At 44.6% G+C, this 18,221-nt stretch carries 32 protein-coding genes and 1 pseudogene; 21 read left to right on the top strand and 12 right to left on the bottom strand.

Annotation, left to right across the window (positions count from 1 at the left end):
- Positions 1-172 precede the first annotated feature (172 nt).
- A complete protein-coding gene (locus F0229_RS13425) occupies positions 173-541 on the top strand; it encodes a phage protein (RefSeq protein WP_065608080.1) in 369 nt (122 codons plus the stop codon).
- Positions 542-792: 251 nt separating this feature from the next.
- Here F0229_RS13425 and F0229_RS13420 read toward each other — a convergent pair whose 3' ends face one another.
- From F0229_RS13420 to F0229_RS13375, 11 genes and pseudogenes are all read right to left on the bottom strand, one after another.
- Entirely contained in the window at positions 793-1,581 is a 789-nt protein-coding gene (locus F0229_RS13420) for a toll/interleukin-1 receptor domain-containing protein (RefSeq protein WP_171733038.1), read from the bottom strand.
- A gap of 537 nt (positions 1,582-2,118) precedes the next feature.
- Positions 2,119-2,688, bottom strand: coding sequence for a DUF2726 domain-containing protein (locus tag F0229_RS13415; RefSeq protein WP_171733037.1), 570 nt, complete (start codon positions 2,686-2,688; stop codon positions 2,119-2,121).
- Between the two features lie 88 nt (positions 2,689-2,776).
- Positions 2,777-3,922: a zonular occludens toxin domain-containing protein gene (locus tag F0229_RS13410; RefSeq protein ID WP_171733036.1), complete on the bottom strand. Its 1,146-nt coding sequence runs from the start codon at positions 3,920-3,922 to the stop codon at positions 2,777-2,779.
- Positions 3,922-4,236, bottom strand: a complete 315-nt coding sequence (locus tag F0229_RS13405; RefSeq protein ID WP_048612095.1) for a DUF2523 family protein — start codon at positions 4,234-4,236, stop codon at positions 3,922-3,924. The genes F0229_RS13410 and F0229_RS13405 overlap by 1 nt, the downstream gene beginning before the upstream one ends.
- 3 nt (positions 4,237-4,239) lie before the next feature.
- Positions 4,240-5,859: a hypothetical protein gene (locus F0229_RS13400; protein ID WP_171733035.1), complete on the bottom strand. Its 1,620-nt coding sequence runs from the start codon at positions 5,857-5,859 to the stop codon at positions 4,240-4,242.
- A gap of 153 nt (positions 5,860-6,012) precedes the next feature.
- Positions 6,013-6,147 (bottom strand): membrane protein, encoded by a 135-nt coding sequence (locus F0229_RS22000; protein ID WP_016786325.1) that lies wholly within the window; start codon positions 6,145-6,147, stop codon positions 6,013-6,015.
- A 12-nt stretch (positions 6,148-6,159) separates the two neighbouring features.
- The gene (locus tag F0229_RS13395; protein WP_050654216.1) at positions 6,160-6,402 is read right to left on the bottom strand and encodes a single-stranded DNA-binding protein; all 243 of its coding nucleotides are present in this window, start codon (positions 6,400-6,402) and stop codon (positions 6,160-6,162) included.
- A 13-nt stretch (positions 6,403-6,415) separates the two neighbouring features.
- Positions 6,416-6,619 (bottom strand): annotated as a pseudogene (locus tag F0229_RS13390) (DUF1293 family protein); the annotation flags it as partial.
- Between the two features lie 10 nt (positions 6,620-6,629).
- On the bottom strand, positions 6,630-7,742 hold the full coding sequence (locus tag F0229_RS13385) for a replication initiation factor domain-containing protein (RefSeq protein WP_171733034.1): 1,113 nt from the start codon (positions 7,740-7,742) through the stop codon (positions 6,630-6,632).
- Positions 7,732-7,932, bottom strand: coding sequence for a hypothetical protein (locus F0229_RS13380; RefSeq protein WP_016786329.1), 201 nt, complete (start codon positions 7,930-7,932; stop codon positions 7,732-7,734). The genes F0229_RS13385 and F0229_RS13380 overlap by 11 nt, the downstream gene beginning before the upstream one ends.
- 2 nt (positions 7,933-7,934) lie before the next feature.
- Entirely contained in the window at positions 7,935-8,231 is a 297-nt protein-coding gene (locus F0229_RS13375) for a hypothetical protein (RefSeq protein WP_171733033.1), read from the bottom strand.
- 133 nt (positions 8,232-8,364) lie between these two features.
- Between F0229_RS13375 and F0229_RS13370 the strand changes: the two genes are divergently transcribed.
- Positions 8,365-8,733, top strand: a complete 369-nt coding sequence (locus F0229_RS13370; RefSeq protein ID WP_171733032.1) for a DUF3693 domain-containing protein — start codon at positions 8,365-8,367, stop codon at positions 8,731-8,733.
- 17 nt (positions 8,734-8,750) lie between these two features.
- Here F0229_RS13370 and F0229_RS13365 read toward each other — a convergent pair whose 3' ends face one another.
- Complete coding sequence (locus tag F0229_RS13365; protein WP_102292125.1) at positions 8,751-9,014, bottom strand: transcriptional regulator; 264 nt, start codon at positions 9,012-9,014, stop codon at positions 8,751-8,753.
- A 143-nt stretch (positions 9,015-9,157) separates the two neighbouring features.
- Here F0229_RS13365 and F0229_RS13360 point away from each other — a divergent pair, with 143 nt between their 5' ends.
- The 19 genes from F0229_RS13360 (at position 9,158) to F0229_RS13270 (ending at position 18,217) form a co-directional block, all read left to right on the top strand.
- Positions 9,158-9,343 (top strand): hypothetical protein, encoded by a 186-nt coding sequence (locus F0229_RS13360; protein WP_171733031.1) that lies wholly within the window; start codon positions 9,158-9,160, stop codon positions 9,341-9,343.
- Positions 9,340-9,696: a hypothetical protein gene (locus F0229_RS13355; protein WP_171733030.1), complete on the top strand. Its 357-nt coding sequence runs from the start codon at positions 9,340-9,342 to the stop codon at positions 9,694-9,696. Before F0229_RS13360 ends, F0229_RS13355 begins: the two co-directional genes overlap by 4 nt.
- A complete protein-coding gene (locus tag F0229_RS13350; RefSeq protein ID WP_171733029.1) occupies positions 9,696-11,402 on the top strand; it encodes a hypothetical protein in 1,707 nt (568 codons plus the stop codon). Before F0229_RS13355 ends, F0229_RS13350 begins: the two co-directional genes overlap by 1 nt.
- Before the next feature lie 66 nt (positions 11,403-11,468).
- Positions 11,469-11,651 carry a hypothetical protein gene (locus F0229_RS13345; RefSeq protein WP_016789798.1) on the top strand — a complete coding sequence of 61 codons (183 nt, stop codon included), beginning with the start codon at positions 11,469-11,471 and terminating at the stop codon, positions 11,649-11,651.
- Positions 11,641-12,093 carry a hypothetical protein gene (locus F0229_RS13340; protein WP_016792842.1) on the top strand — a complete coding sequence of 151 codons (453 nt, stop codon included), beginning with the start codon at positions 11,641-11,643 and terminating at the stop codon, positions 12,091-12,093. Before F0229_RS13345 ends, F0229_RS13340 begins: the two co-directional genes overlap by 11 nt.
- Positions 12,086-12,565 carry a hypothetical protein gene (locus tag F0229_RS13335; RefSeq protein WP_171733028.1) on the top strand — a complete coding sequence of 160 codons (480 nt, stop codon included), beginning with the start codon at positions 12,086-12,088 and terminating at the stop codon, positions 12,563-12,565. Before F0229_RS13340 ends, F0229_RS13335 begins: the two co-directional genes overlap by 8 nt.
- A complete protein-coding gene (locus F0229_RS13330) occupies positions 12,537-13,259 on the top strand; it encodes a hypothetical protein (protein ID WP_171733027.1) in 723 nt (240 codons plus the stop codon). Before F0229_RS13335 ends, F0229_RS13330 begins: the two co-directional genes overlap by 29 nt.
- A 115-nt stretch (positions 13,260-13,374) precedes the next feature.
- A complete protein-coding gene (locus tag F0229_RS13325; protein WP_016793451.1) occupies positions 13,375-13,512 on the top strand; it encodes a hypothetical protein in 138 nt (45 codons plus the stop codon).
- Between the two features lies 1 nt (position 13,513).
- The gene (locus F0229_RS13320; RefSeq protein ID WP_029203143.1) at positions 13,514-14,347 is read left to right on the top strand and encodes a major capsid protein P2; all 834 of its coding nucleotides are present in this window, start codon (positions 13,514-13,516) and stop codon (positions 14,345-14,347) included.
- A 3-nt stretch (positions 14,348-14,350) separates the two neighbouring features.
- Positions 14,351-14,647, top strand: coding sequence for a hypothetical protein (locus F0229_RS13315; RefSeq protein WP_016793449.1), 297 nt, complete (start codon positions 14,351-14,353; stop codon positions 14,645-14,647).
- A 1-nt stretch (position 14,648) separates the two neighbouring features.
- Positions 14,649-14,789, top strand: coding sequence for a hypothetical protein (locus F0229_RS13310; protein WP_171733026.1), 141 nt, complete (start codon positions 14,649-14,651; stop codon positions 14,787-14,789).
- A complete protein-coding gene (locus tag F0229_RS13305) occupies positions 14,790-14,996 on the top strand; it encodes a hypothetical protein (RefSeq protein WP_016789806.1) in 207 nt (68 codons plus the stop codon).
- Positions 14,993-15,364: a hypothetical protein gene (locus F0229_RS13300; RefSeq protein WP_016793506.1), complete on the top strand. Its 372-nt coding sequence runs from the start codon at positions 14,993-14,995 to the stop codon at positions 15,362-15,364. Before F0229_RS13305 ends, F0229_RS13300 begins: the two co-directional genes overlap by 4 nt.
- Positions 15,365-15,366: 2 nt before the next feature.
- Entirely contained in the window at positions 15,367-15,849 is a 483-nt protein-coding gene (locus tag F0229_RS13295; protein ID WP_016793505.1) for a hypothetical protein, read from the top strand.
- Positions 15,849-16,532 carry a hypothetical protein gene (locus F0229_RS13290; protein WP_016793504.1) on the top strand — a complete coding sequence of 228 codons (684 nt, stop codon included), beginning with the start codon at positions 15,849-15,851 and terminating at the stop codon, positions 16,530-16,532. The genes F0229_RS13295 and F0229_RS13290 overlap by 1 nt, the downstream gene beginning before the upstream one ends.
- A gap of 7 nt (positions 16,533-16,539) precedes the next feature.
- On the top strand, positions 16,540-17,352 hold the full coding sequence (locus tag F0229_RS13285; RefSeq protein WP_171733025.1) for a hypothetical protein: 813 nt from the start codon (positions 16,540-16,542) through the stop codon (positions 17,350-17,352).
- A 2-nt stretch (positions 17,353-17,354) separates the two neighbouring features.
- Entirely contained in the window at positions 17,355-17,810 is a 456-nt protein-coding gene (locus tag F0229_RS13280; protein WP_171733024.1) for a structural protein, read from the top strand.
- Positions 17,811-17,823: 13 nt separating this feature from the next.
- Positions 17,824-18,051 carry a hypothetical protein gene (locus F0229_RS13275; RefSeq protein ID WP_171733039.1) on the top strand — a complete coding sequence of 76 codons (228 nt, stop codon included), beginning with the start codon at positions 17,824-17,826 and terminating at the stop codon, positions 18,049-18,051.
- A complete protein-coding gene (locus F0229_RS13270; protein ID WP_016789813.1) occupies positions 18,032-18,217 on the top strand; it encodes a hypothetical protein in 186 nt (61 codons plus the stop codon). The genes F0229_RS13275 and F0229_RS13270 overlap by 20 nt, the downstream gene beginning before the upstream one ends.
- The last annotated feature ends 4 nt before the right edge of the window (positions 18,218-18,221 follow it).

Genomic DNA, 18,221 nt, shown 5'->3' with positions numbered 1-18,221 from the left:
AGCAATGGAGCATGCACGTAAAACCTTGTCAGTAACAACGTTCAGAATCTCTGTATGAGCCCAGAAAGCCCCTCAAAAGCAAACTAGCCCAAGTGCGTATTATGTCTGATTATGTTTAATGGTGCATATCTTATAAAATCAGTGCAACCTCTTGTATTTAGAGGTTTTATCATTGAAGTATCGCGAAATGAGTAAGAATTACATTTTTCGAGAGTTAGAGTGCCAAATGACCAAGGAAGAGGTTGCTGAACTGTGTTTTAAAACTGTGAGGACTGTCACGGGTTGGGATGAAGGGAAACCGATACCTCCTGAGTGTAAAAGGCTTATGCGTATGGCAAAAGGTCGGGAACTGAGCGTAAGTGATGATTGGGAACAGTTCAAAATGTTATACGACAGTATGGAGTTGCCAACTGGCCAAGTAGTGAGGCCGCAACAAATATTAGCAGGGATTGCGCTTTTGGGGATTCAGTCTGAGCTAGAGATTAAAACTTCGACTCATTTACTTGGACTTGCTAGGGCGATAGCCAATATCAAGAAATAGGGTTAGAAAAGTATGGCTTTTTCAGGCGCATCGCAAAGGTTTATAGTGATCAACTGCGTGGTGCGATAATTAGGTGTTAAAGTCACTACGACTGGGCACGAGATGTTCCTTGTGGGATGAACCAGTCCTCCTTTTTGGTCATATCAAGGAGAAAGAAGCCGAACCTATATCGAGTGGGTTCGGCTTTTTTATAAACGCATAACCTTAAACATTTAACTTTATTTAAAGTTAGTCTTAATTGCGTTGTTTATTTAAATGGCTTTTTGCCCATAAACTAAAGGTAACAATCGAAACTCTCCTTGTTTTTTCTCGTGCATAACACCAGCTAGTTTAACTTCGGCTCCGTTCTGAGGAGATAACTCCATTACAAACGGGAATCCCGGGGCTGTATTTCTTTCAATTCTAATAGATTGTGCGTTGTACTCTCTACCATCATTTAGCTTCACTTTTGGATTGAAGCCACCATATGTCATTGAACTACTTAAGCAATTAAATTGAACTTCACTTTCAGAGTTGTGAGTGAGAATCAGGAAACTTGATATTGGCTCCAAATAAAATTCGGCGTGACACTCAACGTAGGTTTTTCCATCTTTTTGATAAGTGTACGCTCTCATGTTTGAAAATTCTTGAGGGCCTTTTTGAAAAGTATTGCGGCCACTTGTAACATCTACCAATTGACGTAGTGCGACTTCTAAACCTTGACCATATAAATCTATATATAGTGACTGCATGAGTATTGGTGGCATCATACAATCGTCTAGTTTCACAGGAATTATTTTTGTTTTTCCCTGAGAAGATTTGATCACAGCATTCTGCCATTCCAATTCAACCATTTTGCTTTGCAAGCTGTTCTTAGACACAAAAAACAAGAATAATTCACAATCACCAAGCCCTTGATTCATGCGGTCAATTATTCCGTCTCCGGGTTGAATAGACCATGAATCATAAAATACTTTATCTTGACCAAATAGGTCCATTAATCTAATTGCTATTTGCTCTACTACTGGTTTGTCGTTGTAATTATGAGATAAAAAAATCATGATACTTCCTTTTACGTACTATTCAGCTAAAAGACAGAAGCTTCTGTCTCGTTCTCTATTGGCTCGATTCTACTAGTTTTTTTTATTTGTTAACAATTACTTATCGATAGAAATAGAAACATTGAATGAAAAATTTAGAAGTACTCTGTTGTAGATCAAAGTATGAAGCTAGCGCGCAAGCTTGCAACTAGAGCAGGGTTGTGTAGGTGCTGATAGATAGGTCGAATTTACCCCCGTGATACAACACGGGGGTTGTTGGCCCGCAACTCGTTGGGACCCTCCCGACGAAACGGGTCCCTCCCAACGAGCTGCGAACCAAAGTACCGAAAGCATCAACGCTGAAAGTTCTATGGGTTGCAGTGGCAAAAAGCCCCACTGGTACTGTGAGGCTCTGGTAGGGTGATCTTGGCAATGAGGTAGGGCGGTTATGTGGTTTCAACAAGATAGCTACGCTTCGCTGCTTATCGGGCATTTGGGACTGTATGCCCAAAAACCACATCGAGTGCCCTTATCCCTGCGGGGCTTGTTCATCGATATCTATTGAGTATAAATACTTTCAGGCTGTGGCGCATCGCTCACCCCATAGAGCTCTTTTTCTAATTCGAAATAGTCATACTTGTTTTTAACTTTGAAGTGCTTCAGTTCAATCCCTGCGGAAGCTGCGGCCATATCAACTAACTTATCTCTTGCTATCCTGTCCGGTCGATTGTGAGTTGAGTCGTCTAACTCAATTAAGCATTTAACTTCAAGCGTCAATGGGTCGCAAAGTACAAAATCTACATGTTTCTTGGCTATTGCGTTAAACGCTCGCCACCATGTCTTTTTGTCATGAGCTCCTTTTTTTGGTGTCATCAAGTCCGCAATTCGCACCTTAGTAAACACGGTATGTTTACCCTTCGTTACGACAATTAATGCTTGATAAAAGGTTAGCTCATTCGATGTGGCAAGCTTCCTGATAGGTTGATACTCATAATGAGAGGTCGATGTATCAATACTTGTCTTAGGGGAATATATATTGCGCGTGAGTATTCCTACCAATCTCCATAAAAGCACAAATGCAAAAAATAGCATTAAGATAGGAAAAATTAAGTTAAGCAAATGCTCCATGTCATAGGGCTCATAAGATAAAAGAATTAAAATATCTTATCAGTCAGGAGATTGTGTGAGAAATATCAATAATATGACTGAGAAGTCATTAGATTTTGACGGCCTTACTGAAATCGAAAGGGTCATTTGCAGGATTATCGTCTTTGGACTCAACACACGTCAAAATCTTAACTGAATCACCCCAAGTCACTCGATAAACACAATCAGCTAAAACCTTAAAACCATATCCCATTTCTATCAGCTCCGACTGACTAAAAGTGAATAGCTTACTGTCATTCTGACGAACCTCGATATAGATACGAACAAAAGAGTTCTGAAAATCGACAAGGTTTTGAGTGACATCTTGCCAAGCTGTCTGACGAGCATAACCAGTGACAAACAAATCAAATTCATCAAGGGGACCGAAACCAGAAGACTTTTTTACAGGCTTAACGGTTTGACCTGGGACACCGTTGGGAACTGAAACCTGGGTAGGCTCAACAACATTGTTTTGTTCAGGCTTTAGAACCGGTTCTAATTCCTTATCACTGCCAGACCACGCGTAAATATTAAAAATGACACCCGCCACAAGTAAAAATCCACCCATCCAAAACGGCCATCGATGCCAGATTGGCTTAATGTCATTACTCATGGCTTCGGCCACGCTGCCACTGCTTTGCGTATGAGACTGATAGAAAGGAAAAAACGCTTTCTTATATTTGCGCTGTTCTTCATTGACGACTTCAGTTGTTGCACCAATCCTCACTTTCTTGGTGTAAGTATTCTTACTACCGAAAGCGGTATTCTTGGCACAGTAGTAAGTCATTTCAACCATATCGCGAACGTCTTTGTGAATCTTCCTTAGATTCTGAGTTAACAAGATGATATCTATGCCGTAGTGACCATGAAGAGAATAGAACTCAAGTATTTTGCTATCTAGCTGCTTATTTGGCAGAACCATATGAGCTTCATCAATCACAAATAGGGGACCTTTGTTATCGGCATCCCTCCAATCGTTTATGTAGTCCTCAAGCTTTGAAAACGGTCTATCCATAGAGCCGTATTGGTTTAACTGACCGTCCACAACTTCAATCAAATCCAATACGTCATTACCAAAGACTTTCTGAAAATAGGGCACATTTAAAGTCACATTGGTAACGACTTTTCGACCAGCCTTGATAGCGGGAATAATATGGAAAGCGACACTCTCATAGCTTTTACCGCTACGTGGTCGTCCTGCGATACAGTAGATCATTACGAACCTAACCTCGTGAATGGAATCAATTGTAAAATCATGCGCAAAGCAATGGCCGATATAATCAGGCTCAAACACTGAGGTAGGCCAACGGCGCCCATGACCCAAGCGACATTAGGTGGAATAGATTGTAAATATTGACCGACATCGACAGGCTGAAACAGAGCTACAGCAGAAGATAAAGCAGAATTAACGACCTCCATAAATTGCTCAACAACCCAATAAACCATATCTTTCAACATGGTAATAAGACTCAAAAGCAACTGGTACATGAACTCAATGAGCTTATTAAATAACGTTACTATCCAGTCCATACATTAACCCCCGAAAATAATCTGACGACAATAGAAAGCCGTAGACGCTAGAAAAATGAAACGTAAAAATCCAAATATCCAGTCCATATCAATGTAATTATCAAATGACATATAACCGTAAAAAGGCACAGGTAAACCAAACTTTGGACGTTGTGCACCACTTAAATCGATATTGCCAAAACTCGATACAAAAGGATCAACAATGCTAGTTTTCATCGAATCTAACTGACCACCCACAACAGTGCTTAAATCGCCCTCATAAGCCGACTCATAAAAGCCCTGACAAGTGCCACCTTGAATACAAGTACCGTCTATCCCTGCTTTGGAAGCGTCCACACTTTTCAATAAATCTCCAATATCGGATACACCATCAGCAACACCATTAATTGCACCAGTTAAAGCACTTAAATCTGTACCGTCACCATCACCCAAACCATCGATTTTTGCTGACAAGTTACTAATACCATCTTCAACACTGGACAAGTCGACTGTTGATTCACCACCAGAAATGGCAGCAATTTGATCACTTAATTGATTAAATTTTGCATCAGTATTTTCATTAACATCATCAGAAATTGATGCAGCAATTATGTTGCCCACTTCAACACCGTTTTTGATTTCAGATTGGTTATTAACCATCACATCAAAAGCATTGCCATAATCATTAACGACCTGTTGCACTTGTTTTAATAGCTTTTGATTTGTATTAGCCTTAGCTGCGTTTTTAAGTTGTTTCTTTTGAGTAGTCGTAAGGCCGCCAGAACCACCACCGCTATTGTTAATTGCAGCGATAATTTCGGATTGGGTTGCGTCTAAGTGTGAATTGACGTTATTAACCTGACCAAGAACGCTATTAACATTTATTTGAGTTGAGTTAAGGCCCGCGGTAATGCTAGCGAATTGGGCGTCGACATCGTTAAATTCCTTTTTGATTAAATCCGAGTTATCGACACCACCATCAATATTATTAATAGCGCGCTCCAAATCTTTTAGCTCTTTTCGAGTCTCGACTTCTTGAAAGGTCATTGTCTGGCGTAGGTTCTCAAGCGTCCTTGTGAACTGCTTACTAGTATTACCCTCAGCCATATGATTAATAATTCGCGTTAAATCTCGATTGGCATTAGCAAGACTGTAGATAGCTGTATTCGAGCTCTGGCAATCACGGTCCTGAGCATCGCATTTTATAAACTCGGGTCGGCTTGCTTTGTACAAATCAAAGAAAGGATCAAGTTTGTCGGGTATTCCGTTATTGTCCTCATCAAGCTCCGCGTTGTCGTTAAGAGTGGGGTTAGGGTCAACACCATTCACAAGCCCGTCACCGTCCCAATCTTCATCATTGTCAGGTATGCCGTTATTATTTAAATCCCCGTCCTGCTCAACCTCAGAGCCACAATTAAAAATGTCTGTATCTGCATAGACAAAACCACCAGTGCAATATGTATCGTTAGTGGGCGGGTTATCGTCACAAATTAGGCTACCGTCAGGCAAAATGGAACGTGAAGGTGGGGTATCTGAACATAGCTTAACTTTCATTTGCGAATACGGCCCGCCATAGTTCAAATCCGAAGCGTAGGCCCCAGAAGCTGAAAGACCAATCAATGACGCTAGAATCATTCTCTTCATAAAAAAAACCTGTAAAAAAAGAGGCCGAAGCCCCTTTATAATTAACCTTGAAAATTCTGAGCGGCTAGAAAACCAGACAAGCCACCCAAAAGAGCAAATACCATAAGTATCAGGTCATGTATGGCAATCAACACGCTCAGAACCCCCCATCAGTTAAGCAGACTTAACAGCACGTTTAGCAAGGCCGATTGCCTTGTAAGCCATAGTAATTCCGATGATAGCTACACCCGCAGCACCTACTTTAGTTGCAACATCAGCGAAATCCACAGCAGCCCAAATAGCTTCCATAATTTTGTATCCTTATAAAATTTTAACTAACTTAATAGCCATCTTAATGGCGTATGACATAGCGAAACCGCTGACGAAAACTAGTGAGAAAGCCCCACTAAAAACCGCAGTAGCTTCGATTGCAGAAACCTGAGTAAACCCCATCAAATATTCATAATCACTAGCAGTAATAACAATGACCCCTGTACAGGATTCAACTGACGTATCAACAAGAGCTAGAAAACCATTTTCATTTGGTAAAGCGCACTTAGGCATAACAATTCCGAATTTATTTCTTTAGAGAAGCTTCAAAATGCTTTTGGATTTCAGCATCAGTAGGAACAAGTTTGTTTACCAAAATATCGAGTGGATCATTTGGGTTTGCACCAAAGCTCAGTTCGTATTCACGGTTAGCAACAAAAGCGCGAGATTGGATAAGCTGACGTGCATAAGCCACATCAATTTTCAGTGCTTGTTTGTTGTAAGGAATATCAGGATACCAGTTATTGTAGGCATATTCTTGACTCCAAAATTTCGATTTTCTGTTTAGTGTATTCGTCAGGAATGCCTAACGAGGTTTCAAAGTTGGCGCGTCTATGATGCGTAGGAATGAGCATGCCAAAGGCTTCACCCAAATCACCCTCAGTCATAGCCACAACTTCAGATAGCGCTTTGCCACATTGGCGACGAACCCAAGCAATACGAGCAAAGAACTCAAGACCTGCTTTCTTTTTGTTGAGCTCAAGTTTCATTGGTTCAGCAGGGTCGATACTGGCCGAGAAGTCACACAGACCAGCAAAGGCCGAAGCAGGCGAGGCGAGTAGTGCCAAATCACACTTCTTCAATTCCACTTCATTGCGGTACCAAATCACTTCAGGGTCAGCGATGTTTTGCTCAAATTTCTTGTTGTACACGCGCCAGTAGATTGCAGAGGTACGAGAGCCAACAAGAACGGCTTCCTCTGATAATTCACCGGATTGTGAAACGCGCTTATGAGGAACCATTGTCGGACCACGACCACGAGAAGCAGTGCGAAATGCTCCCTCATAAAAACATTTCTCAGCATACTTACAGTCAAAGATTCCGGTGTAGTCGTCCACGCAGAGATCCAAACGGGCTAGGCGAGTGATACCCAACAGTGACAACCACCAATGCACCTTTTTGTGTGTGGTGAAGTCGAACAACTTTGCGCAACCCGTACCATTAATTTGTACGTAAACCGTATCGTTGTTACCACCAACACCAACCAAACCACATTCAACCGTTCCCGTAGAATCGTAAATCACCATTGAATCTTCATAGCCATGTAAGCCACGGCCACGCATAGGTGACAGACGGAAGTTAAAGACTTTCGCCATGAACTCATCAAACCTATCGGCTAAAACCTTACGGCACTTGTTACGGTGTAACTCTATTGATTTCTCTATAGCTTCTGGTGAGTTAAGGCGTCCTTTGACGGTTTGTTTCTTAAACTCAGGAAATTGCATGTTGATAAAGTCTTGTTCATTCGAGCTGTCCAAGTGTCTAAGTGAACCGTACGAAAATGAAAACGCTAGGTGATCCACTTGAACAGGACGAATTTCATCATGGAACTTATGAGGCTTTTTAGATCGCATGGAACACACCCTTAACCAAAAGCTCTTGGTAGTTCTCATCTGTTATTTCAACCACTTGAAATGACACCATGCCGTAGTGAGCTTCCATGAACTGGAAGAAATCACGCGGAGTCTTGAAGAAGTTATGACCCCAAGGGAAATAGGCGTTGATACCGTGATTGGGTTCGTTGTCGAAGTAGATAGAATCCATGATTAACGTGCCAAGCTATAGAACGCGCAGAACTGTTCGAGTTCTTGGTCGTTATCAAACGTGAAAGTGAAAGCGTCAGAGCAGCTAGCTTGAGAACTGGTAAACGACACAGTATGAAAAAGTTCTTCGCCAATAGTGCGTTGGCCAAACTCAAGTTCGCTAGCTAAGAACTCGAAGCAGATTTCTAATGGTGAATTATGAAGAGACACAGACGCGTGTGTGAAATCTGGGTAGTTAGAGAAGCTAACGTGTTCAGATTTCAAAACAGAGCCGTATTCAATAGATTCAATTTGGAACATAGAGGCCACCATAATTAATCAACCAAAGCAGGTTGAGTTGCGATATGTGGCAATCGTAGTTGCGACCAATGGCAATTACAAGATGCGATTTATGGCAACTTTGCAGCTACAATGAACAAAATGGAGGTGCCAAATGTACTCATCAGAATTAATTAATGCCTACAAAAAGGCGAAAAACTACGTACAAGACAAGCAAGTTGCACACGACTTGAACCTTGATCCACCGAAGATAAGTAAAATTAGAAAAGGTGTTCGCCAACTTACTGATTCAGAAGCAGTTTTCTTGGCTGAGAACTCAGGCATTGACCCTGAGATTGCATTGCTTGGTTGTCACGCTGACCGCAACGAAAATCCAGAGATTAAACAGATGTGGGAACACATTGCAAAAAAGTACAACGGGCTAGGATTAAAAGCAATTTCAATGACTTGCGCGGGATTAGCGTTGATGGCAGCCACCCCAAATAAAGCACTAGCCAACTGCGTATTATGTATAACAGGGTAAACGAGAAAAAGAGAGTTTTAGACAGGGGCGCCCGCTTGTAATGCATTGATTAGGCGGGAGTTTTTGTATTTATCATCGAGTAAACCGTACACTACTTTTTGATCATCCATCTCAAGTAAATCAGCCACTTGAAACGCAACTTCCCAATCCATAGAACACACCTCAGTACGCCAGTTCGCAAGGCGACCCGTACCAATACCCAGTTTCTTAGCCAATTTGTAGTCTGAACTCAGTTCATACTTGGCTTTGACTCGGTCTAAAAGTGCATTTGTGTAATTCATCCGTGAGTGCTCGAAAAATCGACAGTTGTTAAATTATAGAGGTTTAACCCCCTAATTTCATTAGCTCAGGCGGTTTGAGTGCTTAAAAAACTTTCGCTATGGTTTCCATGTTCAAAAAAGATACAGCTTGCGGAGGCTATGACATGGAACACATCACTAACCCAATTCACTTACCTTGCCCAGACATGGCAGGGTGTGTAAACCCAGACCCTAAATTAACTCAAAACTCACTCGCAATGGTGGCAAAGTTACGTGCCGAACTTAAGGGGCGTTTAAAAAAGAAAGCTAAGCCTTTCATTCCTGCAAGACTTGGCGGGGGTGTCGCATGAAAATTTTAAGTTCGAGAGATTTCAGACTTTTGGTTCTGGATGTTGAAAGCGCATTAAAAACAAACCATTACTTGAGAATTGTTAATATTGCACATGGAATAGAACTAGGCCACACCGCGCAGGCCGCGCGCATTGACATTGCAATTAATAAAATAATACTCAATCGTAGTGGGGATTTAAGGTTTGAAGAGACTCAAGCTTCTAGACTGTGTAAAAATTTTGGGTTGCGCCAAAAATTAAAAAAGTACAAGCCATCGCTAAGAAATCAGATTCGCGAAGCTAACAGAACCCGCAAGCAACAAGAGGATACGCCCGTACAGGGCGTTGAATCTCACCTTTCTGGTGCTTGCTAATGAATCACCTCTATGACGCTCAACCAGAGCGAGAAATTCCCAACACTTTAAGCCCGCAGGATGTGGGCTTCATTGCTGGCGTCACTCAAGACGTCACGAAAACTAATCAAAATATAGCCGCTATTGATAGCGGTTTTTTTAGTGCTATTGATAATTCTTGGTTAGAAACTGAGCAGCGAAAACTCAAAGAGTACGAACAATTTCATTTTGTGGCGACGAATAAATCCGCAAAACTTGGGCGCGAAGCGCAGGGCGAAGCCCTGAAAGGCATAGGCTTGTCAAAGGGCGCAAAAGTCCGACAAGGGAAAAGCCGCAAACAGATTGACCGCTTAATCACGCGTTCTCGCAAGTGTCAGCCTCGTCACAAGACGCAAAGCACTTGCGCTGAAAACCATGATGCGATGTATAACCAAGCGCAAAACGCTAACCAGAAAGGAAAATCCCGCGCGTATTTGATGCACCGCCCTTGGTCTGAGCAAGTCAAGATGCAAATGATTTACCAACCGCGCCCGAGTGATGCACCGAGCGCCAATGATGGCGAGCGTTATACCGACAAACTCACCTCAAGAGCCGTTCGCCAAATCTTTGAATCGGGTGCGTATGTCGCGGCCTGTCATGGTGGGTTCAAAACCTTTTTGACCTTAACGTTTGATGAAGTCCAACGCGACCGAATCTTTTCGGGTGAGATTACATTGGGTTCGGAGGTTTCACGCTTTCTCGACGGGGCGAAAAAACTCTTTCAACGTGGGTTTACCGCCACGCTTCGCAGTAATCGAGATAACCATTCACAGCGCAATATTGATGAATGTGAACAAGTCGAGATTATCGAGGGGAGCACCGCACCGTTTCATTATATTTGGGTGGCAGAATGCCCGATGAATGAAGATGGTGAGCCGAATCCACATGTGCATATCTTGCTTGATTGGTCGGTGGAAAGAAGCGTGTTTGATACGTGGGCCCAGCGCCTAGAAAGTATTTGGGGGCATGGCTTTGCGAATCTGCAGCGCATCAAGTTACCCAAAGCGGCAGGCTCTTATCTTATCAAGGCGGTGGGTTACGCGGCCAAAGGTGGTAATGCCAATCAAGGGTTAATTCGAGGTAATCGCTACAACATCGCTCGTTGCTCACGCGCGCCTAAATGGGAAGTGCTCGCGGCTTTTGATGCTGACAACATGGCCGCGATTATTAAAGAGTGCGGTTACCGCTTAGAACGCTGGCGTAAACCGTTAGAAAAAGAAGTGCGCCGCAAACAATTTAAACGTGATGAAGCCATTCGAGCGAGCGCAATAGCCAAAGACAAAACCCCTCAGAAATTCAAGCTTCAACGACTCATCAAAATGCTCGATGGCGAAATTCGCGATTACAAAGAGCAAATCAAGAGTCGTGGTGTATTTGCTCGCACTGATAACACCTTTTCAATTTGTTTTGAGGGTGGAACAGCCTCAGAAAAAATGGACGAGTTTTTATTGTGGGCGCATGGTGCGCGTGATTGGTCGATGAATACAAACGATGTTGAGCTGGGCGACTTACGCGCCATAGCCATTATGAAATATAACGATGAATACGAGCGTTTTTTATGTAGTCGCGCCAATTGGCAATCGCAATTACATCAAGAGTTACCGCCACAACATGACGATTTAGAAGCCTTGAAAAGCCATCATTTAGAATTGGTTGAAAGCTACTACATCAACAAAACACACGATTAACCCCTTTGGGGATTGCTTGCACGGAAATTTAATAACACTCATTAGGCTAGGAAAAGGAAAACCAACATGGAAAAAGCAACACAGATTACCGACCAATTGGAAAAGGAAGTCGAAAGCGCATCAAAGAACCCGTTCGCAAGCAAACTCATGTCTCCACTGCGTTTGTTCTTGGTGTGGATGAAACTCAACAATCAGCGAATGGCGGATTTAGAGCGCCAATTCAGTGAGCGATTGCAGCATGGCGAGTAAAAACCCCATAAAGGGCTTTATTCGCTGTCATATGCCGGACTGTGGCGCCATCGCCACGGTTCACGCAGTCGGTGAGCACCGAATTTTGACCGAGGGAAATCCCCCTAAAAACAAGCGCAATACAGGCCGACTTTATTACAACTGCCCGTGTTGCGGTTTTCAGCAAGGCAAGGGCGCGACATTCCAAGCGCACATTGAAAGCCAGATGAAACCGAGCAAAGCCGAGCTTAAACCGCAGGAAGCCACACCAGAAAAGGCTGTAGTAAGTCACCCTGTAACTGAAGTTAAACCAGAGGTTAAACCGATTGTAACGGCTTCGGAAATATCGTTAAAGCCAGATACAACAAGGCTTCAAGCCGCTAAACCTTACATTTATGGATTGCTCGCATTAGTTGGGCTTTTCTTCCTACTCAATAAAAAGGACACACCCGCCAATGGATAAACCAGAAAACCCAGCGCTTGAAGCCGAGCAACAAGCATCAAGCGCGACCACCGACGAACTCGATTATCAAGCGGGCTTCGCAGATTTAGATTCAATGGATTCGGTCGCTCATGGTGAGCCTGAGCAAACCGCCGAACCTGAGCAGGAAGCCGAAACCATGGATAGCGCCGCCGCTGTTGGTATGGTGAGTATGGGCTTGTTCATGTCAGAGCAATACATTTCGGGTGCGGCGGGTGTTGATTTCGAATTTAACCCCGAAGCGAAAGCTAAGTTCCTCGAAGCCAGTGGCCCACTGATTGAGAAATACGGTTTAACATGGCTCAGTTGGTTTGATGCCTACAAAGAAGAAATCTTTTTTGGTGTGGCTGCGTTTGGTTTGGGTTACTCCGGTATTAATACCGTGAAGCGACTGAAAGCTTTACAGGAAAAGGAGGCTGAAAACGATGGCGAAACCAAAGAAGCCGCCGCTTAGATTACCAATGCCCGTAAACAGCAACACCGCCTTAAACGCGGAGCATTGCGTTTATATTGGTACTACGGGCAGCGGAAAAACCACCGCTGTTCGTAAGCTTGGACTTATCCCGAAAAAGAGCCAAGTGGCCTTTTTTGACCCGTACCAAAACTATGCGGGTAAAGTCTTTCAAGGGCAAAAAGTGAAGATGTTCACCGAGTTTGGCGCGTTCGCTCGCGCTTTGGTGGCAGCACGCAACAAGAAAACAGGTTTCAAACTGGCGTTGGTCAAGGAAGCTAACGCAGATAACCTAGAAACGTTCGCGTCTATCGTGTGGAGTTGTGGCGATGGGAGTAAGCCCCCGCTGTATGTTGCCATTGAAGAACTCGCGAGCACCGTCGAAACTACGGGAAAGCTGAAAGGTAAATCGGGTGAGTTATGGCGTGGTGGTCGCCAGTTTGGGTTGATTGTTCATTCGATGTTTCAACGAACGCAAGAGGTACCGAAAACCGTGAGCAGTCAATCGCCGATTTGGTGGGTGGGCGGCTTATCTTCCATGGCTGATGCGACCTATATCGCCAAGCAAAAGGAGCATGACATCAGTGAATTAGTGGCACTTAAAACCGCTAAAACCAATAGCGGTGTCGCTCAATATGTGCTGTTCCGTGATGGTATTGGTAATGTTGAGCGAGGTGAAATCGACTGCAATTCTTAGCTTTAAGCCTAATAGGTTAAACACCAAACCTATTAGGCTCATCCCTCTATTTAATTTCCCTTATCTCATCAACACTAAAATCCGTTTTTAACCCACAACAAACGGATAACTTTCTATGAAAATGAACAAAACCACGCTTGTTCCAATGTTTGCAACGGCCGCAATCACAATTGCACTTTTGGCTGTGATTAACAACGTATCGGCGCTGGGCGGCGTGAAAGACTCAGTAAACGGCAATACGGGGTGGTTCTAATATGGAAATGATGAACACACCATTTAATCCACGACCTCGTGAACTCGACCCAGTTGAAGGTGTTAATTGGGGCAACCAAGCAACGCTGCGTGTCGTGACGGGCCCTACTTACCAGAACATTGAACTGGTGACAGACATTACAGACCCTGCCGACATTGAGCGCATCACGCTGAAACTGAACGGTAAAGAAATCATTGGCGTAACTGGTCAAGATTTAGTGGACTTCCAAGAGCACCGCAAACAGTTCACACAAGCAGGTCGTTACATCATCCCATTCGCTGATTTAACGCTACGTACCAAAGCAGGCGTTCGTACGGGTGAGTTGGTCACGCTGCAGGGTGAAATCTGGATGCTTTACATTCAGCTTAAATCGAAATCAGGTGTCGCAGCTCCGAGCATCAAAGCACGCGCACATACAACTGCAGCTCAGTCTCGCCGTATTTACTTACCGCGCCTTTACTCACTGACTTGGTACGCGGCGGCGTCCGGTCGTACACCGTTTGATTTTGCCGAGCGTTCACCGTTCCTTTCAATCAAGCGTATCCACTTCAAAGACTCAACCATTGAACGCGTTCGCGTGATGCGTGACGAGCGTGAAGAAATCAACGTGTCAAAAGCAGATAACGCGTATGACTTGGCGGTGGCTGGTCTTGAGCAAAATACGGGTTGGTTCTCTTTGGACTTCATTCGTACGGGTTTCGGTGTTGAGGGGCGCTTGCCAACCAACGCGGCTAATCAACTTCAATTTGAACTTGAAAAATCAAGTGCGGGTAGTGTTCCGGTGATTATCGAAGCCATTGAACAAGTGGGCGAGATTAACCCGCAAGGGGCGTAAATCATGGATTGGTTCAACGATATTTTGGAAACGGGCGGTGAGCTGATTGGCGGTGCTGTCGATACCGTGGGCGAGTTGGCGGGTGGTGTCATTGATTTGAAACTGCAACAAGAAACGAATCGCGCAACATCGGCAGACCCAAGCACACACCGCGCTGAAGAAAACAACTATCAACAACCTAACGGCGATGTAGTAACGCCAGTGATTGCGCAACCTAATTACGCGATGTATGCAGCGGTTGGCGGTGGCGTTTTGCTGCTGCTTGGCGTGGTTTACTTAGCTGCAAAGAAAGGGGGTTAATGTGCCTTTATTAATTCCGGTCTTTGCGGGTGCGGCGGGCTTATGGGGCGGCTTTGTCATCAGTGATGGTACAAAGCGCCTTTCATGGCTGATTGTTTTAGGTTTAGTGGTGTTCGGATTGTTCAAAACGGGGGTGATTTAGATGCTACCTGGTCTAGGTTCTTTGACGAACAGCGGCTCAATGCCTATTACTGGCGGCGCCGCTACGGCAACCGCCACCAATACCACCAACGCGGGGCAAACTGTTGGCGGGATTAGCATGGGTTCGAGCAATCGAGGCGGTGTTAATCCTTGGGTAATCGGCGGTATTGGCGCACTGGTTTTGGCTTATGTGGTGCTTAAAAAATGATTGAATTGGTTTCTGATAATCCCAGCGCATTAAGGCGTTTGAAAGTCGCGTTCAGAGCTTGCCCGCAAGACTTTGCCAAGTTGCAAAGAGAAGTGAAAGCAGGGCGCGTCAGCGTTTACGAGTTAAGTGGTGATAGTTACCGCGTAACCGTTGCGGGCGAGATTGACGGTGATTCTTACTTCTTATGGGGCGTATCAGGTCGCGGGGTTGTACCTGCTATGCGTGAACTCTCGAAGTACGTCAAAGAGTCCGGTCTAACGTCTATCAGCGCAGAAACCTATTTCCCATTGGTGGCTAAATTGTGTCGCCGCCTAAGCACCAAAGAACACGAACGCGGGGAAGTCACTCGCATGGAAATGAGGGTTTAGTTATGGGCGGTAAGTCCAAATCAAGCAGTTCAAGTAATACCACCAATGTCACAGGTCAAAATGCCATTAGCGGCGACAACCTTGGAACCGCAATCAGTGGTGTGAACAACTCAACGATTAACGTGGAATCGGTCGACCACGGCGCGGTGCAAGGTGCGTTGAAACTTGGTGAGGAAATTATTTTTTCTGCTGAAAGTATGCATGAAACGAACGCCGAGTATCTAGCGAAACTCAACGGGCAAAGCATGCAATTTGCCAACGCTTCATTGGAAGAATACAGCGCAACCAATAGCGAAAACTTGCAGATGATGGCGGGGCTTGCGGGCAATCAAGCCGCGCAGAATTCTGAAAGCCTAGGTGCTGTTATGGAGCTTGCAAAGTTCAATCAGGACGGCGGTCAAAGTAAGCAAAGTGAAATGAATTTGTATTTGATGATGTTCATTGCGGCGGTGCTTGGCTTTGTAACCTATAAGGCGGTGCGCTAATGGAATTTGAACTGATTCAAGGGCAGAAAATCCCTGTCACGCTGGATTCTGAGTGGATTTTCGTTGAGCACGCCACAGGTAAAGTTCAGTTTGAAATTGAAGCAACAGGTCAAATTTTTTCGCTAACTCAAAAGTCACTCTACAAATACACAGGCACTCGATTTGGGCGCATTTTTGTATCTGGCGTTGGTCGCTTGGTGTTTGAACACGGTGTAGGAAGTTTCACGCCGTCTATGGAAGGTCAAGCCGTCACGGTGAGTACCATGCCAGCGATTCAACTGGCCGAGAATCAACAAATCAAAGCCTTGATTGAGGCTTTGCCGTTAATTGGTTTACAGCCTGACCAACACATCCATGTTGATAGCTTACCTGAATTGATACTCGCGGCAGGTCAGCGCGTGGCAATTGATTCGATGCCTGTCATGCGCATGGCTTCCAATCAAGTGATTGGCTTTCAAGCCTCCAACCTACTGGCAAGCCAAAAACAGGTCATGCCGTTTTCACTGCCTAGAAATAATGACCGCCGCAATTTGGTGCTGTCCGCGCCGAAAAGTAATGTCGGGGTGATTGTGGTCAATGGCGGTTATGAGTTGGAAGCGGGCGAAAAGCTAGAGTTGGCAACGCGAGAAGCGGTGACGTTTACAGGTGACGCCACCGACCATATCAGCATCATTGAAGTGTGAGACAACCATGAATCCAATTATTGAAAACATGCCGCAAGGCAATGAACGTAACAAAATCGAATATCTGGCAAGCCTTATTGAGAATTTGAAAGAAACTGTGGAAACCGTGGCGACAGTGCCGTTAATTCCAAAGTTGCCCGAGCATCCTACAGTGTCCGCTGACGATGATGTTGTCGTTTATTTTAATACCACAGATAAGCACTTCTATGGTTTTAACGGCGCAGAATGGCGACAGCTGGATAACGAACCATTACCCATGGTGGCGCGTTACTTATGGGCAACCAGTTACTTTCAACTCAAAACCAAAGGGCGAATCTATCGAAATGATGAGATCTCGTTTTCTTTCCAAGCGCCGAACACCGATGAATTCTATTGCGCCACCGATGAGCTGTTAATCATGTCACCAAACATCACGATTTTGCGTGATGGTGCGGTGTATGGCTCTCAAGTCGGCAACTACAACGAATCCACGCCTAATACCATTTGGTATCAAACAGGGCGCGAGATTATCTATCTTGATGGTGTTGAACTGCCGTCCGGTAGTGTTCTACCAACAGACGGCGCGGAGCATGAGTTTCTGTATCGCTACATCAGAAACCCAGAGCGACCACTCGAAGACGACCACTTGGATTACTGGGATACGCAATATTCCATGATGCGCGTGAACATCAAGGCGTGGGACTTACGTTACAACACCCGAGACATGCAGCACCATTTCCCAATGGATGAAGAATCAGGAAGTGCCATTAAAAACATGGCTCATTCTGACGGCTCGCAAGACAGCGCGATTCAGCTATTTGTGGCAGAGAACTGGAGCTAATCATGCGCTTGTACTTACTCATTTTCATTCTATTTGGAGGGTTCTTATTCGTCATGACTAAGAAAACTATTCGCGGTATTCGTAACAACAACCCGCTGAACATTCGCAAAGGTAACAACTGGCAAGGTGAAAGCTCTATGTCACGAGATGCGGCATTTGAAACGTTCAAGCACCACAAGTTCGGTTTTCGAGCGGGCGCTAAGGTCATGCGGAATTATCAACGGTTGCATGGTTTAGACAACCTAGGCGAAATGATTAACCGCTTTGCACCGCCAGTCGAAAACGACACCAAGAACTATGCGCAGTTCGTGGCGAAACAGGTCGGCGTGGGCGTGAATGAATCTATCAACTTGCAAGACGATGAGCTTTTAGCTGATGTGCTTCATGCCATGTCGATTATGGAAGTGGGTCACCATTACTCACGAGCTGACGCCATGCAAGGGGTCAAACTAGCATAAGGAGTACAACATGATATTTGAAAACTCGACCTTTAAAGGTTTGGCATTGCTGGGTTCAGTGGTTGCTGCTGTGACTGGGTATGGTCATTTGTTCAGTGTCGAAGTGACGGAAACAGGCGTTAATTACGGCGGTGCGGTTGGTTTGGCCATTCCTGCGGTGCTTGGTGTATGGGAAGCCTTGCCTGACTCATGGAAACCGGGAAAAAGAGCAGGGGATTTGTATGGAAAGCGTGATATTTAGCGCCCTAAGTGACTGGGGTTTTTCACCTCAGTTCTTAGCGTTAGCAGGCTTGATGGTGGTGAACTTGAGAAACCAGAACCACATTATCAAAGAAATCACCAAAGGCATGAGAAACGTATCTGACCGCGTTTTAGTGCTAGAAACCAAACAAAATGAAAGCACTTAACTTG

The organism is Vibrio sp. AIC-3 (assembly GCF_013114515.1).
GTDB lineage: Bacteria > Pseudomonadota > Gammaproteobacteria > Enterobacterales > Vibrionaceae > Vibrio > Vibrio crassostreae_C.
Note: the sequence above shows the minus strand (reverse complement) of the source record. Positions and strands in the feature narration are given on the sequence as shown.

Excerpts from the sequence above, each read along its gene's own strand:
- F0229_RS13420 (WP_171733038.1), bottom strand. The coding sequence starts at position 1,581 with ATGATTTTTTTATCTCATAATTACAACGACAAACCAGTAGTAGAGCAA.
- F0229_RS13415 (WP_171733037.1), bottom strand. The coding sequence starts at position 2,688 with ATGGAGCATTTGCTTAACTTAATTTTTCCTATCTTAATGCTATTTTTT.
- F0229_RS13410 (WP_171733036.1), bottom strand. The coding sequence starts at position 3,922 with ATGATCTACTGTATCGCAGGACGACCACGTAGCGGTAAAAGCTATGAG.
- F0229_RS13405 (WP_048612095.1), bottom strand. The coding sequence starts at position 4,236 with ATGGACTGGATAGTAACGTTATTTAATAAGCTCATTGAGTTCATGTAC.
- F0229_RS13400 (WP_171733035.1), bottom strand. The coding sequence starts at position 5,859 with ATGAAGAGAATGATTCTAGCGTCATTGATTGGTCTTTCAGCTTCTGGG.
- F0229_RS22000 (WP_016786325.1), bottom strand. The coding sequence starts at position 6,147 with ATGGAAGCTATTTGGGCTGCTGTGGATTTCGCTGATGTTGCAACTAAA.
- F0229_RS13395 (WP_050654216.1), bottom strand. The coding sequence starts at position 6,402 with ATGCCTAAGTGCGCTTTACCAAATGAAAATGGTTTTCTAGCTCTTGTT.
- F0229_RS13385 (WP_171733034.1), bottom strand. The coding sequence starts at position 7,742 with ATGCGATCTAAAAAGCCTCATAAGTTCCATGATGAAATTCGTCCTGTT.
- F0229_RS13380 (WP_016786329.1), bottom strand. The coding sequence starts at position 7,932 with ATGGATTCTATCTACTTCGACAACGAACCCAATCACGGTATCAACGCC.
- F0229_RS13375 (WP_171733033.1), bottom strand. The coding sequence starts at position 8,231 with ATGTTCCAAATTGAATCTATTGAATACGGCTCTGTTTTGAAATCTGAA.
- F0229_RS13370 (WP_171733032.1), top strand. The coding sequence starts at position 8,365 with ATGTACTCATCAGAATTAATTAATGCCTACAAAAAGGCGAAAAACTAC.
- F0229_RS13365 (WP_102292125.1), bottom strand. The coding sequence starts at position 9,014 with ATGAATTACACAAATGCACTTTTAGACCGAGTCAAAGCCAAGTATGAA.
- F0229_RS13360 (WP_171733031.1), top strand. The coding sequence starts at position 9,158 with ATGGAACACATCACTAACCCAATTCACTTACCTTGCCCAGACATGGCA.
- F0229_RS13355 (WP_171733030.1), top strand. The coding sequence starts at position 9,340 with ATGAAAATTTTAAGTTCGAGAGATTTCAGACTTTTGGTTCTGGATGTT.
- F0229_RS13350 (WP_171733029.1), top strand. The coding sequence starts at position 9,696 with ATGAATCACCTCTATGACGCTCAACCAGAGCGAGAAATTCCCAACACT.
- F0229_RS13345 (WP_016789798.1), top strand. The coding sequence starts at position 11,469 with ATGGAAAAAGCAACACAGATTACCGACCAATTGGAAAAGGAAGTCGAA.
- F0229_RS13340 (WP_016792842.1), top strand. The coding sequence starts at position 11,641 with ATGGCGAGTAAAAACCCCATAAAGGGCTTTATTCGCTGTCATATGCCG.
- F0229_RS13335 (WP_171733028.1), top strand. The coding sequence starts at position 12,086 with ATGGATAAACCAGAAAACCCAGCGCTTGAAGCCGAGCAACAAGCATCA.
- F0229_RS13330 (WP_171733027.1), top strand. The coding sequence starts at position 12,537 with ATGGCGAAACCAAAGAAGCCGCCGCTTAGATTACCAATGCCCGTAAAC.
- F0229_RS13325 (WP_016793451.1), top strand. The coding sequence starts at position 13,375 with ATGAAAATGAACAAAACCACGCTTGTTCCAATGTTTGCAACGGCCGCA.
- F0229_RS13320 (WP_029203143.1), top strand. The coding sequence starts at position 13,514 with ATGGAAATGATGAACACACCATTTAATCCACGACCTCGTGAACTCGAC.
- F0229_RS13315 (WP_016793449.1), top strand. The coding sequence starts at position 14,351 with ATGGATTGGTTCAACGATATTTTGGAAACGGGCGGTGAGCTGATTGGC.
- F0229_RS13305 (WP_016789806.1), top strand. The coding sequence starts at position 14,790 with ATGCTACCTGGTCTAGGTTCTTTGACGAACAGCGGCTCAATGCCTATT.
- F0229_RS13300 (WP_016793506.1), top strand. The coding sequence starts at position 14,993 with ATGATTGAATTGGTTTCTGATAATCCCAGCGCATTAAGGCGTTTGAAA.
- F0229_RS13295 (WP_016793505.1), top strand. The coding sequence starts at position 15,367 with ATGGGCGGTAAGTCCAAATCAAGCAGTTCAAGTAATACCACCAATGTC.
- F0229_RS13290 (WP_016793504.1), top strand. The coding sequence starts at position 15,849 with ATGGAATTTGAACTGATTCAAGGGCAGAAAATCCCTGTCACGCTGGAT.
- F0229_RS13285 (WP_171733025.1), top strand. The coding sequence starts at position 16,540 with ATGAATCCAATTATTGAAAACATGCCGCAAGGCAATGAACGTAACAAA.
- F0229_RS13280 (WP_171733024.1), top strand. The coding sequence starts at position 17,355 with ATGCGCTTGTACTTACTCATTTTCATTCTATTTGGAGGGTTCTTATTC.
- F0229_RS13270 (WP_016789813.1), top strand. The coding sequence starts at position 18,032 with ATGGAAAGCGTGATATTTAGCGCCCTAAGTGACTGGGGTTTTTCACCT.